9 protein-coding genes are annotated in these 12,962 nt (G+C 60.2%); 4 read left to right on the top strand and 5 right to left on the bottom strand.

What is annotated here, in order from left to right; translation table 11 throughout:
- Nucleotide 1 precedes the first annotated feature (1 nt).
- From bcp to BBOU_RS01145, 5 genes are read right to left on the bottom strand one after another with little or no spacing between them, the layout of a single operon-like run.
- On the bottom strand, nt 2–517 hold the full coding sequence (gene bcp, locus BBOU_RS01165) for a thioredoxin-dependent thiol peroxidase (RefSeq protein WP_026503341.1): 516 nt from the start codon (nt 515–517) through the stop codon (nt 2–4).
- Nucleotides 514–1,746, bottom strand: a complete 1,233-nt coding sequence (locus tag BBOU_RS01160) for a DUF3322 and DUF2220 domain-containing protein (protein WP_051616864.1) — start codon at nt 1,744–1,746, stop codon at nt 514–516. The genes bcp and BBOU_RS01160 overlap by 4 nt, the downstream gene beginning before the upstream one ends.
- Entirely contained in the window at nt 1,746–5,240 is a 3,495-nt protein-coding gene (locus tag BBOU_RS01155) for an ATP-binding protein (protein ID WP_051616865.1), read from the bottom strand. The genes BBOU_RS01160 and BBOU_RS01155 overlap by 1 nt, the downstream gene beginning before the upstream one ends.
- Nucleotides 5,237–5,989, bottom strand: a complete 753-nt coding sequence (locus BBOU_RS01150) for a DUF4194 domain-containing protein (protein WP_081815554.1) — start codon at nt 5,987–5,989, stop codon at nt 5,237–5,239. Before BBOU_RS01150 ends, BBOU_RS01155 begins: the two co-directional genes overlap by 4 nt.
- Nucleotides 5,990–6,019: 30 nt before the next feature.
- Nucleotides 6,020–7,546: a DUF3375 family protein gene (locus BBOU_RS01145; protein WP_026503344.1), complete on the bottom strand. Its 1,527-nt coding sequence runs from the start codon at nt 7,544–7,546 to the stop codon at nt 6,020–6,022.
- Nucleotides 7,547–7,728: 182 nt separating this feature from the next.
- On the opposite strand from BBOU_RS01145, the gene BBOU_RS01140 reads away from it, so the two are divergent.
- From BBOU_RS01140 to leuA, 4 genes are all read left to right on the top strand, one after another.
- Nucleotides 7,729–8,859, top strand: coding sequence for a cation diffusion facilitator family transporter (locus BBOU_RS01140; protein ID WP_051616866.1), 1,131 nt, complete (start codon nt 7,729–7,731; stop codon nt 8,857–8,859).
- A 462-nt stretch (nt 8,860–9,321) separates the two neighbouring features.
- Entirely contained in the window at nt 9,322–9,786 is a 465-nt protein-coding gene (locus tag BBOU_RS01135) for an Hsp20/alpha crystallin family protein (protein WP_015451157.1), read from the top strand.
- 639 nt (nt 9,787–10,425) lie between these two features.
- Nucleotides 10,426–10,593 carry a hypothetical protein gene (locus BBOU_RS09160; RefSeq protein ID WP_155809251.1) on the top strand — a complete coding sequence of 56 codons (168 nt, stop codon included), beginning with the start codon at nt 10,426–10,428 and terminating at the stop codon, nt 10,591–10,593.
- Nucleotides 10,594–10,943: 350 nt separating this feature from the next.
- Nucleotides 10,944–12,857 (top strand): 2-isopropylmalate synthase, encoded by a 1,914-nt coding sequence (gene leuA / locus BBOU_RS01130; RefSeq protein WP_026503346.1) that lies wholly within the window; start codon nt 10,944–10,946, stop codon nt 12,855–12,857.
- The last annotated feature ends 105 nt before the right edge of the window (nt 12,858–12,962 follow it).

Here is a 12,962-nt window from a genome sequence, read left to right as displayed (position 1 = left end):
GTTACCGCTGCATCCACTCCTGATCATCAAGCTTGTCGAGCGCCCGCAGCAGGGAATCGACATGCCCTTTCGCCCGCACATTGTATTTTGCGACACGGATGATGCCGTCGCCGTCAATCACGAACGTCGAACGAATCACTCCCAAACGCACTTTGCCATACAGATTCTTCTCGCCGTACGCGCCGTATAGGCGATGCACTGCCAGATCGGGATCCGACAGCAGCGGGAACGTCAGATGGTCGCGTTCGCGGAATCGCGCAAGCTTGTCGAGCGGATCCTTCGACACACCGAGCACGGTGAATCCTCGAGCTGACAAACGTGCAAGATTGTCACGAAAATCGCAGGCTTCCGTCGTACATCCGGGTGTCATCGCCGCCGGATAGAAATATAGGACGATGTTCTTGCCCCGCAGTGCGGACAAGGTGACGGTATCGCCCGTGTCGCTGGGAAGTGTGAAATCCGGGGCAGTCTGCCCGGCCTCAAGCCGTATGGACTCCTGGTGCGCGTTGTCTGTCATCGTGTCTCCTGGTGTTGATGGTTGATAATCGGCCAGCCTAATGAGTGTAGCGCGTTGACGGCATCGGCAAGCGGGATGCGCTCCTGTTCGACACGAAGATGGTCGGGGCGGCTGGAAGGGTCGGCGCCGCAGACCATCTGGTACAGTTCGCGTTCACTGGGGTCGAGCATGGGTGTCGCTTTGGGTTCGCGCGTAGCGATAGGAGTGCCTTCTGGCTTGAGATTCGTCCCGAACCACGAGTAGCGCCGGTAAGCTTCCGCATCCATGAACAGCGACCGGCAGCGTACCCCGGCTTGTCGCACGGCATCGAGGATTTCCAGGCCGTCGGCATCCATGTCGCCCCAATACACGACGTGCGTTTCGCGGCCGCGTTCGCCGGACGTGCCCAGCCATGGCAGCAGTGATATCGATGCTTCGATCGCCCTGCCGGCGCCCCACACGCACAGTCCGTCTCTGATGGCCGGCATACCCAGATATGTATCCTTATTTTCCACGATGATGACGTAGCAGATATCACGCTCGCCGCCCGGCTGCCACGGCGTGGTGACTATCATCTCCGGCTTGTCCGCGTCCGCCGGGTCGAGCCACCGCATGCGTAATTCCACCGATCGTTCGGATAGTCCCAGTGAATCTTTGCCGCATAACGTGCATATTGCGCCACGCCGCTTGGCGTGCGTCTGATCGAGCCATTTGGCGCTGAATCCGGCGAGTGGAACCTGCCGCGGGGTCATGCCTGAGACGTCATGTGTGGCGAAAAACCGTGCGGCTTGGATGGCCAAGGTGAAATCCGTATCGGATTCACGGTCCAGCATATTCGCTACAACCGATGCCGTTTCACGTGAAACATCGAGTTCGCCGACCAGCCGGTCGATGCGCTCACGCGCCTTGCGATACCGTCGTGCCGCTTGCTCGCCGACCACGCGCAGTGCTGTAGCCTCATCGGTTACGCCGACCGTGTCAATCAACGCCACAGGCGTGACCATAAGCCGGTTCTTTTCCGTGGTCGCGCACCCACATCGTCGTGCCCACTCACGCAACGCGTTATTGGCCCGATGCCAGTCGGGCGCTTGAGTGGTCAGCGTGCGCTGATCCGGCCATCGTACGGCGAACATCAATGGCCACGACGGCACGGCATCGTACCGGTGTCGCGCCAGATATGTCGTGACGATGCTGCGGATCGCCTCAGGCGCCTTCGCCGCATCCACACCGCGTGCGCGTGAGCCTGCCATCAGTGTGCCTCGGCCGGCAGCCCCACAGGCCGGGCAGAGCCTGCCGAAGGTCCGTCGAACGCTCCGCCATCCGCATGTGCACCGACCAAGTCAAGCTCTTGCAAATGCGAATGCTGGGTCTCGTCTTTCATCACCACGTAGCCGCGTGTCGCCATCTCGAGGATTTCACCGGTTTTGCTTTCCGGGGCGGACACGATGACCTGGAATCCCAGCTGGGGCAGCACGTTGAGTGCGCGTTGCGTATACCGGCCATCCGCCTTGATCAACGCTTCGTCAAGGAACAGCGTGGTGTAGGTGGGGTGGCCGCTGATATCGCCGCCGAGCAGATAGATGAGTGCGGCGCCGTACACGAACGACGTGAGCTCCTGCAACGCACCGCCGGATTTGCCGCCGGTCGAGGAGATGCGTTCATCCGGACCGTCATCATGGTGGACGACCGCGTAGAAGGAACTACGGGCACGGGAATCGAGATCCCGGGCGCCATACTGGCGGATTCCCGCGGTGTCGCGGACTTTACTCAGTTCGCTGCGCAGCAGGTCGATCATCGGTTTGCAACTGTTGAATGCGCGCCGTGCTTCGCTGCCGTTCGCGCTGCCTGCGGTGGGCTGCTCCGCCTGCCATGCGTTGAGCTGCTCGATGATGCGGCGCAGCGTACCGCTGAATGTCGTGCTTTGCGGCTTGATGGTGACGTCAAGTGTGAGGCTGCCATGACGGGGACCGAACTGTTGGCCGCGCAACATCTCGTTGATGCGGTCAAGCTGGTTGCGTACTTCGCGCTGGTCATCGTCGAGATTCATGCTCAGTTCGTCGAAGTCAAGCGCGATTTTGCGCACGCTGTTGGCGATTTCCTCCGGCGTGGCCGCGTGCGCCACAATCTGTGAGAGGTCGGCCAACTCGTCTTCGTAATACCGGTAGTCGTCCACGGTGGGGGTGACGGTCGTGTCGTCGGCGTCCCAGCGGGACAGGTAGTCGGCCATCCGCCGTTCTACTGCGGTACGCGTTTTGGCGGCTTGTGCGGATGTCTCGCCGATGCGTTTGGCCAGAGCGCTGCTGACGGCTCCCAGCACGCGTTCATCAAACCGCCGAGTGCCCGACCGGGATGGCATGACGGTGATATGGGCGAGATTGTCTCCTGCCGTGCCGGTTGCCGCATCGTAGGTTGAATTGAGTGTGTCAGTGACGGTGTCGGGCAGTGGCGGCAAGGCGGCGGGTTCGACGATATGCTCGGCGTGCTCGCGCAGCCACGTTTTGGTGGCGTCGATGATCTGCTGCGTGCGATCCGCCTCGAATTTGGCGTTCACTTGGGATGTCATCGCATTGTCGAGCGCATGCTGTGTCTGTTCGCGCCGTTCGACGAGTTTGGCGAGTTCCGGGTTGTTGCGCATCGCGTCGATATCGCGCTCAAGACGCTCTACTTTCGCGGTGACGCCGGCTTCGTCGATTTGCGCCCACGGCAGGTCGACGATTTGGGTGGATAGTGCCCGCAGCTCGTCCATATGGTCTTGCTGCCGTTTGATGTCCTGACCATCCAGTTCGCATTGCCTGAGCTGTTCGGTCAGGCGGTCGATCTGGCGTTTGAGCCCTTGCAGATACGTTTCATCGGCGAAACCGATGATATTGCGGATGTTCTTGTTGCCGTATGAGCCGCGTTGGCCGGCTTTGATCTGTCCGTCCGGTTGGATTTGCCGTGCGGTGTTCCCGTCATCGATGGTTTGGACGCAGAGTGCGTCAAGCCGGCGTGACGTGGTTTGCTCGCGCAACCACCCGAGGGACGGGGAATCCTCGCGGAACCGCAGTTTCCCGGACAATCTGCTTTCGTCGGTTGTGGCGGTCTGGTCGTTGTCGCGGGTGGTGTCGATATCGATGAACTGCCATGTGCGCCGGGACATGGTTGACGGGTCGATGGTGCTGACTTTGTGTGCGAACCCCTGTTCGTGCCGGCAGTCGACCAGAATGGTTTGCGCGATGGGCGCGTATGCCACATTCATGGCGGTACGCCACTGTTCGTCGTTTTTGCGCACGTCCATGAGTTCGGCGACGTATGGCAGATCGCGTTCGGTCAGCCCGGTCGCTTGTGCGATGGCGGCGCGATCGTCTTCCATATCTTGCGTGATACGGGTGCGTTTGCGGCTCTGCCGTTCGAAATCCTGCTTGATGGGGTCAAGCTGACTGGTGATGGTGTTGCGGCGGGTTACGTACGCTTCCCGCTGTCGCCACAGGTCATCGCGTTGCCGGTCGGCGTTGTCGATGAAATCCTGCGCTTCCTGCTGGCGTTGCTCCCATGACGTTTCGGACTGGGGCATGGGCTCGTCCACCTTGCTGAAGGCTTGACGAAGACGGATTGCCGTATGGCGTACCTGATCGAGTTCCTTCTGCGCTTGCGCATAGTCGTTTTCCATGCGGGCGAGCGTGTCACCGCCCTTGTCGTGCATCGCATCCTTGATGTGGTCGAGCTCACGCTGCAACGCGTCGACTGTCGTTTCGGCTTTGCGATACTGCTCTTGCTGGTGCTCGAGCGTGGTGCGGTCCTGCGGCAACTGTTCACGCACGCTGACGGCCAGTTTAGACAGTACCCACGTGTTGAGCGTGTTCCGCCCGGCGTCATCCTGCGGATCGGCGACGCTGAGGTCTCTCGCCTGCTCTTGCATGGCGTGGTATTCGGCGTATTCGTCACGGATTTCACGCAAAGCGTCCATTTGGCGGGCGTTTTCTTCCATGCTGCGGAAGTTCTCGTCGTACCGGTCGTAATCCTCCACCGCTTCGCGTGCTTTGGTCAACGCGTGAGGAACGTCAAGCACACCCTGTTTGAAAATGTCGTCAAGCCGCGAGGGGGCGTCCGCCGACTGGATTTTGTACAGCAGCCGGCAGGCGGCGGCCGTCAACCCCATACGCGTCCACACGGATTCGTGGAAATTCTCGGCGTTCGAATACACCGCGCAACCGGGATAGACGGTGCGCAACTGGTCGGCGGTGAACGGCGAAGAGCGGTAGCCGTCCATCTTACGCGGGTCGATCTCATGGTTCCATGACACGTATTGACGGCGCACATTACCGCGCTCGTCGCCGGGGGACAGGTACAGGAATTTCGCGCAGGACAACGTCTCTCCACCCATACGATTCACGTACGTGTCCACGATGGCGCCCCACACCGCGGTCGGCGATCCGTCCTGAGCCGAACCGCGCAAATATACGGCTGTCCCGCCGTCCGTGTCGTCGGCCACAGCGGTCATACCACGCAGATACGTGTAATCGCTGCGTTCGGAACGCCCGGAATTCGAAGCCTTGTTGAATGCCGTGCCGGCAGGGTAGAGCAGGGAGTTCTGGGCGTCCACCAGCGTGGATTTGCCGGACTCGCTCGCCCCGGCAAGGAGCGTGATCGGCATGCCCGGATCCATGGAGGGGCGGAACACGTGGTAGCCCTCGTACGACCCCCAGTTGATCAGCTGGCGGCTGGCAAGCATCCAATGGTCAGCCATGAGTGCGTCGTCGGTCATGAGAGCCTCGTTTCCTCATCGTCGCGTACGGTATCATCCGATTGATGCTGATCGTTCCCGCTTCGCGTATCATCCAGCCACTGTCCGGCGAGTTCGGTGGTGAGCACGGCCGGCACCAGCGGCGTAATACGGTACATGTCGTCAGTGCCTTCGACAGCGGCAAGATACCCGTTGCTGGTGCACCGCGTAATCGCACTGTTGATACGTTTCATCACGCCTTCCTCATCGTTGCGTGCGGCAAGCCACCCGGCGCCCGTGGTCAGGGCGGCACGGATTTCATCAATGCTGATAATCCAGTTTTCAGACGGTTCGCGTGCGCTCTCATACCCGAGCACACGGATGCGCAGCAGCGCCAGCATCGCCGCTTCCTCGCGCGTCAACGATGCGCGGGTTTTCAAAGCGCGCGCCCCCAGGTCTTCCGCCAACACCGGACGGGCATACATCACCCGATATCGCGGAATATCCACCAGTTCCAGCAGATCATTGTTCAATGACTGCCGTATCTCGTCCACATGGTCGAGCGCCATCTCGTAAGTGTCACCAGTGATGAACCGATTGCGTTTGAGCTTGATGGCAACCGTACGCGCGTCGATATCCATCGTGCTCGTATCCCCGGGAAACAGCGCATGCGGATTATCCGCAGGGTCGGCGGTCGCATCCGCCGAGGGCGCGGGCATATCTTCCGTAACCGCGCCAGACATGTTCGATGCACCCAAATCAGCCATCATATCGGCAATATCATCGGCCATATGCCCGCTCTTTCCTTGATTGTTCCAACGTCATGCGTCCTCCTCGATAATCCCGCGCAGCGTATCGGTGTCGGCAAGAACCGGACGGGTTCGCCACACGCGTGTCGTGCCGTTCGCCGAAACGCAACGCCACCGCGCGAACTGTCCGGCATCATCCACACGCAACGCACCCAGAAAGCCGATGAGTTCACTTTCCCGTCGCTCCGAAGCATCCAGCTGGTTGAAACTCGCCGCAACATCCACACGCCCGTCGCGCATAATCGGGTCGCGCACAATCAGTGACAGCATATGGCGCAATCGTGGGCCACCCGCTTCAACCATCGTCCGCAAATCCGTCTCGGCGAACTTGGTGGCATCATCGTTTTCCGGTGACAGGCTGTCCAGACTTGGCGGTGCCGTAAACACCATCGGACGGGCCGGACGCGTCGGCAACGGGGACAGCGTGGCCGCATTCACGTCAAGCGAATACGGGCTCGGGGACGTCTCACCATCCTTGATATCGCGGCTGATTGCGGCAAACAAGCGGTTAAACGTGTCCAAAGCCGTACGATACCGCGTGTCGCTACGCTGCCGGACCAGACGGCTCACCGCCTCATCGGACACGCGAATCTGATGGCGGACATCCTCGATACCCTCGTAAATACGCTTCAGTTCCGCTCGCACCTGATTGAGCAGCAGATTCGACCCGCCGCGCAAATACGGGCTTCGCGCGATATCCTGCATTGCGTCATCAATCTGCCGACGACCCTCATCGGTGACAATCACTTGGAATGCGTCCTCAAAACGACGCCCACTATCCGATTCGCGCATTGAGCGACGGTAGCGCTCATGATACGCGGTGAGAATCTCATCCACGCTCATCGAATGCTCTTGCATCCGTCGGCGCAGCACGTCGCCGTTGTCGCGCTCCTCAAGCGCAAGCTCATGCAAATCAACCGGTACGCCACGCAAGGTGTTGTGCACAACAGCGATGATATCCTCGACATCCTGGTCGGTTAACGACTCCACCGCCTCGCCGCCGCGAAGCTTGTCAATCTCCTGCTCACGCTCACGGATTTCCGCTTCGAGCAGGCTGATGCGCTCGCTGGGATCAACCGTCAGACGTTTGCGGGCGTTCTCGACCTCCATGATGATGGAATTCGCCTGGGCGCCGGACAAGGCGCGTGTGGTGTCCTCAAGCTGGGACAGCGCATCGATTGCGCGATGGGCGCGGGCGGTCAGCCGGTACAGATAGTGGTGTGAGGCCGGGTCGAACGAATTCGCGAGCCACGCGTAATCACCTTCGCCTTCACGGGTGAGTTCAACAAGCGTCTGATGGGCGCTGTCCTGCGCGGTTTCGTCATCCTTGAGCTGCCAGTCGCCGCTGCGGGAAAGCTCCTCGATCGCGCCGGCAAGCCGCGCTTCGAGGGTTTCTTTGGGCAGTTCGGCGGTCAACGGTTTGAAACAGGTGCGCAGCAGTGCGACATACGCCATCGCATGATTGCGCAACAGGAGCCGGAGCACGCCTGTTTCGTAGACCGGCCGCAGCTGTTCAAGTTGCGCCCTCACGTCGCTCACGAGACCGCCTCCTCTGCTGATCGCACCGTCACTGCCGGTATGTTGCTCGGAATGTCGCGGGCGGCATACCAAACACCATCTTATCGGACATGCATGAAGACCTTGGGTGCCGCTAGTGTCTGCGGGCTATGCTGGAACAAGGATCCGGCATCGGACTGGCGTGATGCCGGACAAGGAGGACGATGATGACCACACAAGAGCGTCAACATGACGGGCAACGGACACCTGCCGCAGACATTGCGCACGACGTGCCACGCAACCGGCCGCAGTCCAACGGCAACGCCGCCATGAACCATGATCTCGCCCCGGACGGCACCGAAAAACACAATGCGAACATCGGCATCGCCGTCATCGCCGCGCTGCTGGCGAATGTGATGGTTGCGGTCGTGAAATTCGTGGTGTTCATGATCACGCATTCAGCCTCGATGCTGTCTGAAAGCGTGCACAGTCTCGCCGATTCCGGCAACGAACTCACGCTGATTATCGGCAACAAGCTGTCGCATCGGCCGCCGAGCCGCAAGCATCCGCTGGGCTGGTCCCGGGCGCGGTATCTCGCCTCCTTCATTGTGGCGGTCTCCCTGTTCGCCATCGGCGGCGTGTATTCGGCGAGCGAATCCATCGCGAAAATCCGCGAAGTCGTATCCGGCGGGCCGCAAGCGCATGCCGTGGATACGCACAGTATGGCCATCGTGCTGGTCGTGACTGTGATTTGCGCGGCGATTGAGGCGTGGAGCCTGCACAACGGTATCAAGGAGGCGAAGGAACGCTTCGAGGAGACGCATGATCCGGGTCCGTTCAGCCTCATCAAGTTCTGGAAAGGTACCAAGTCCAGTGATTTGGCGGTCGTACTTGCCGAGGACACGCTTGCCGTGGTGGGTCTTGCCTTCGCGTTTCTCGGCTCGCTGCTCGCGATTCTTACCGGCGACGAGATCTGGGATGCCATCGGCGGCACGAGCATTGGCGTCCTGTTGATTGTGGGCGCGTTGCTGTTGGGCGCGCAGGTTGCGTCGCTGCTGATCGGTGAGGGCGCGAGCGACCACACGTATCGTGTGATCACGCAGGTGTTGGCGGATAATCCTGATGTTGAACGGGTGCTCGCAGATCCTGCCGCCATGCATTTGTCCGAAAAGCGTATTCTTGTGCTGCTTAAAGTGCAGTTCCGCAACGAGACGGAGCTGGATGACGCCGCCGCGATCAACCGGCTCGAGGAGCAGCTGCGTGCAGCCATTCCGTATTACACGCTGGATATTGTCGTGGAACCGGACACGTATGATCCGGTCAAGGCTGCGAAGGTCGAGGACTGGGTGGACTGAGCCGTGTGGGAGTTTATGTCCTCGGCGGCCGTGATTGACAACAATCCCGGTGTCGCGTGGGAGTTTATCGCGTTGTTGCGGTTTCGCCGGTAAACTCCCATCGGGTTGATTTCATGGGCTGCGCCGTATCAACGATGTCGTTGGGAGATTATCCCGAAATCGCAATCAGCGGATTAACCTCCCGGGCGTTTATCGTGCTTCGGGTGGATTGAGCGCAATCTCCCGCAACCAGCTGAAGGTGGCGTCATATCAAGCCTCCGAATCCTCCGGCCCCCGCATGTTTTTCCCACGGTGAAAACCCGGAATGAACCAAGCCGCGGGAAGTTGGGTGAAGTGAAAGGTCAAGGTCAGGAGCCCGGGAGGGTTCCGGACGCGGGTCTACGAAACCGGCCGGCGGCATCTGGGTGCCGACGCGGCCGGCTGCCAAGCCGCGTTGGCTCCAAACGTGAAGGAGTACCGATTATGGCTATGTTTCCGGCTTTGATGAATGACACCATGTTCTCTGATCTGTTCGACGACCCGTTCTTCGCGGGTTGGCGTGACGCGGCTGACGAAGGCCGTCAGCTTGCCGCCGCTCAGTCGGGCAGCCTGATGAACACGGATGTGCGCGAGACCGATCACGGTTATGAGGTCGCGATGGATATGCCGGGCTTCAACAAGGACGACATCAACGTCGAGCTCAAGGACGGGTATCTGACCGTCTCCGCGCATCGCAATGATTCCAAGGAAGACAAGGACAAGGAAGGCAAGTGGCTGCGTCGCGAGCGCTACGCCGGTACGTGCAGCCGCACCTTCTACGTCGGCGACGACATGAAGGAGTCCGATATCCACGCCTCGTACAAGGACGGCACGCTGCATCTGCAGATGCCGAAGCAGGAGGCCAAGGCTCAGGTCGAGCAGGCTCATCGCATCGCGATTGAGGGCTGACGGCAAGTGCGCGCCGGTTGACGCTATGTGCCTGACATCCTTGCCGGTCGTGTGAATCAATGATGATGTCGCGCGATGGCGAGTGTTCGCGTCGCCCGCTGCTACGTTGCCTACGCTGACTGATAGGCGGGCGGCGACACATAGCCAAGACCTGATGATGGGGACGGAGGTGAAAGCCTCCGCCCCCATCATTGCGTTTGGGGGAGAACGGTTTTCTTCTCTGTCCGGCCACGTGTGACCGGCTGGTTATCACCGGATATCAGCCGTTGTTGTATCGGGGGTCTTGCATTTGCCGCTGGCGGATGGCTACGATGGTGTAGCCGCGGCGATGCGTGGTTTGGCGGGCGTTTGAAGCCGGCCAACAAACCGGCGATCAGGAAAGGAGCCTTGACATGTCTCGTATGATGATGCGTTCCATCGAAGGAATCTGCCATATGCGTCATATGACGGGCTTCCGGATTGTCGCGATGGTCGAGGGGCAAGCCACCCGGTAAGAATCGCGGTGAGCGGAATCGCGCAATGATACCGGTCGGGTCGTTGTTGACTCTCCGGTGTTGCGATGGACGCAACATTCGATGTGTCCGGATTCGCGTGAAGTAAGAGGACGACTGACGCGTATACCCACAGGAGGTGACGAGTATGGAATATCAGGTAAGTGGCGAAGAAACGGAAACGCCGGTGACATGGGAGCGCCGGATTTGGGAGCGCCGGCTGCAAGCGAATGCGGAATGGCAGCGGCGCCAGCGTACCCGGCGTCCGCAAGCCGGTCGGCGTGCCGGTGTCGGCGGGTATCTGCCCACGGTGTGACGAATCAGTCGCACCACGGCCGGGTTGGGTGATATGGCGGCTGAAAATCCTGATATCTCGCCGCGATGCAACTGTCGGATTGCATAACGCCGAGGTACCTCACGGCCTGGCCGATTCGACGCGGCGCGGATGGACGCTTGTCATTAACCCGCTGCCAAAGCGTTGCCGTTGTGCCGGTCCTGTGGTCATATCCCGAAACCCCGAGACGGAATATGAATGCCTGCCGGTAGGATGGAACCATCCGTGTTACGCGCAGGTAAACGCGTGAAACGGCACCCATTGGTGCGGAGCCAGACCGCGCCGGAAACGTTGCCGTGGTCTTCGCGGCACAACCAAGATAAGGAGGAGTGATGGGTCAGGATCAATCATCGGTATTTGATCTCGCGGCAGTCGCCGCAGCGTCCAACGGAGGGAACAACGACCCGCTGCTGCCTCCGGCACGATTCATCGGCGGCCCGCAGAAGCCGAGCAGCATGCCGTACAACAAGTATGTCGCTTACGACAAGCAGGTACCGTTCGAATTCCCTGAGCGTACGTGGCCGAACAAGAAGCTGCGTCGCGCCCCGCGCTGGTGCTCCGTCGATCTGCGCGACGGCAATCAGGCGCTGGTCAACCCGATGGATTCCGAACGCAAGCTGCGCTTCTGGAACCTGCTGGTGTCCATGGGCTTCAAGGAGATTGAGGTCGGTTTCCCGAGCGCTTCGGAAACTGATTACGATTTCATCCGCATGCTGATCGAGCGTGAGCTCATTCCTGACGACGTGACCATCATCGTGCTCACCCAGGCGCGCGAGCATCTGATCCGCAAGACCTACGAGTGCCTGCGCGGCGCCAAGCGTGCGGTCGTGCACTTCTACAATTCCGTCTCCGTGCTGCAGCGTGAGGTCGTCTTCCGCAAAGACAAGGAGGGCATCAAGAAGCTCGCCACGGATGCCGCCGCGCTGTGCAAGCAGCTTGAGGGCGAAGCCAAGGGCACGGATCTGTACTACGAGTATTCGCCGGAATCCTTCACCGGCACCGAACCGGAGTACGCGGTTGAGGTGTGCAACGCGGTGATTGACGTGATTAAGCCGACGCCGGATCATCGCATGATCATCAACCTGCCGGCGACGGTCGAAATGACCACGCCGAACGTGTTCGCGGACGAGGTCGAGTACGTTTCGAACAACCTCAAGGATCGTGATTCCATCGTCCTGTCCTTGCATCCACACAACGATGAAGGTATGGGCGTGGCGGCCACCGAACTGGCTGTGCTGGCCGGCGCCGACCGTGTGGAAGGCTGCCTGCTGGGCAACGGTGAGCGTACCGGCAATGTGGATTTGGTCACGCTCGGGCTCAACATGCTCACCCAGGGTATCGACCCGCAGATTGACTACTCTAACGTGCCGGAAATCCGCAAGACCGTCGAGTACTGCAATCAGCTGAAGATTTCCGAGCGTCACCCGTACGCCGGTAACTTCGTGTTCACCGCATTCTCCGGATCCCATCAGGATGCCATCAAGAAGGGCCTGGAAGCCCGTCAGGTGGCGGCCGAACGTGCCGGTGCCGACCTTGACAAGTTCGTCTGGCTGGTGCCGTATTTGCCGATCGATCCGAAGGATATCGGCCGCAGCTATGAGGCGATAATTCGCGTCAACTCCCAGTCTGGCAAGGGCGGCATGGCCTACCTGCTCAAGACCAATCACAATCTTGACCTGCCGAAGCGTCTGCAGATCGAGTTTGAGAAAGTCGTGCAGGCCTACGCGGACGAAACCAAGCGCGAAGTCAAGGATGAGGACATTTGGCGCCTGTTCAAGGACGAGTACCTGCCGGTCGAGGATTCCGGTGCGACCGCCGCAGGCGCGATTGTCGGCGACCATGGCGATGAGACCCTGAAGCAGTGGGGCCGTCTCAAGCTGCTCAATGTCTCTGTCTCCTCCGGTGAGGATGGTTCTGACACCGTAATCAAGGTGAAGATGCTCGACCGCGGCGCTGACCTTGCCGACAGTGGTGATGATCATATCCGCGAGCTGTCCGGCATGGGCAACGGTCCGATTGCCGCGTTCATCAACGCGGTGAGCAGCCTTGGCATCAACGTGTCCGTCATGGATTATGTCGAGCATACGATGACCGCGAGCACGGACGCCATGGCCGCCTCCTACGTGGAATGCCAGATCGGCGACGAGGGTGACAGCCAGATCATCTGGGGTGTCGGCATCGATTCCTCGATCATCACGAGCTCGCTGAAGGCGATTATCTCCGCCATCAACCGTTCCGAACGCTGAATAGCGCCTAGACTACGGGTATAATACGTGGGCCCGGCCGCCGTCGCAATACGGTGGCCGGGCCCACGTCGTTCTTGAGGGGAACTGACGGCGATTCGTGCAGTG

Source organism: Bifidobacterium boum (assembly GCF_000741535.1).
In the GTDB taxonomy this organism is placed as follows: Bacteria; Actinomycetota; Actinomycetes; order Actinomycetales; family Bifidobacteriaceae; genus Bifidobacterium; species Bifidobacterium boum.
Note: the sequence above shows the minus strand (reverse complement) of the source record. Positions and strands in the feature narration are given on the sequence as shown.

What these genes read in the sequence shown, in the direction of transcription:
- bcp (WP_026503341.1), bottom strand. Translation starts at nt 517, where the DNA reads ATGACAGACAACGCGCACCAGGAGTCCATACGGCTTGAGGCCGGGCAG.
- BBOU_RS01160 (WP_051616864.1), bottom strand. Translation starts at nt 1,746, where the DNA reads ATGGCAGGCTCACGCGCACGCGGTGTGGATGCGGCGAAGGCGCCTGAG.
- BBOU_RS01155 (WP_051616865.1), bottom strand. Translation starts at nt 5,240, where the DNA reads ATGACCGACGACGCACTCATGGCTGACCATTGGATGCTTGCCAGCCGC.
- BBOU_RS01150 (WP_081815554.1), bottom strand. Translation starts at nt 5,989, where the DNA reads ATGGCCGATGATATTGCCGATATGATGGCTGATTTGGGTGCATCGAAC.
- BBOU_RS01140 (WP_051616866.1), top strand. Translation starts at nt 7,729, where the DNA reads ATGATGACCACACAAGAGCGTCAACATGACGGGCAACGGACACCTGCC.
- BBOU_RS01135 (WP_015451157.1), top strand. Translation starts at nt 9,322, where the DNA reads ATGGCTATGTTTCCGGCTTTGATGAATGACACCATGTTCTCTGATCTG.
- BBOU_RS09160 (WP_155809251.1), top strand. Translation starts at nt 10,426, where the DNA reads ATGGAATATCAGGTAAGTGGCGAAGAAACGGAAACGCCGGTGACATGG.
- leuA (WP_026503346.1), top strand. Translation starts at nt 10,944, where the DNA reads ATGGGTCAGGATCAATCATCGGTATTTGATCTCGCGGCAGTCGCCGCA.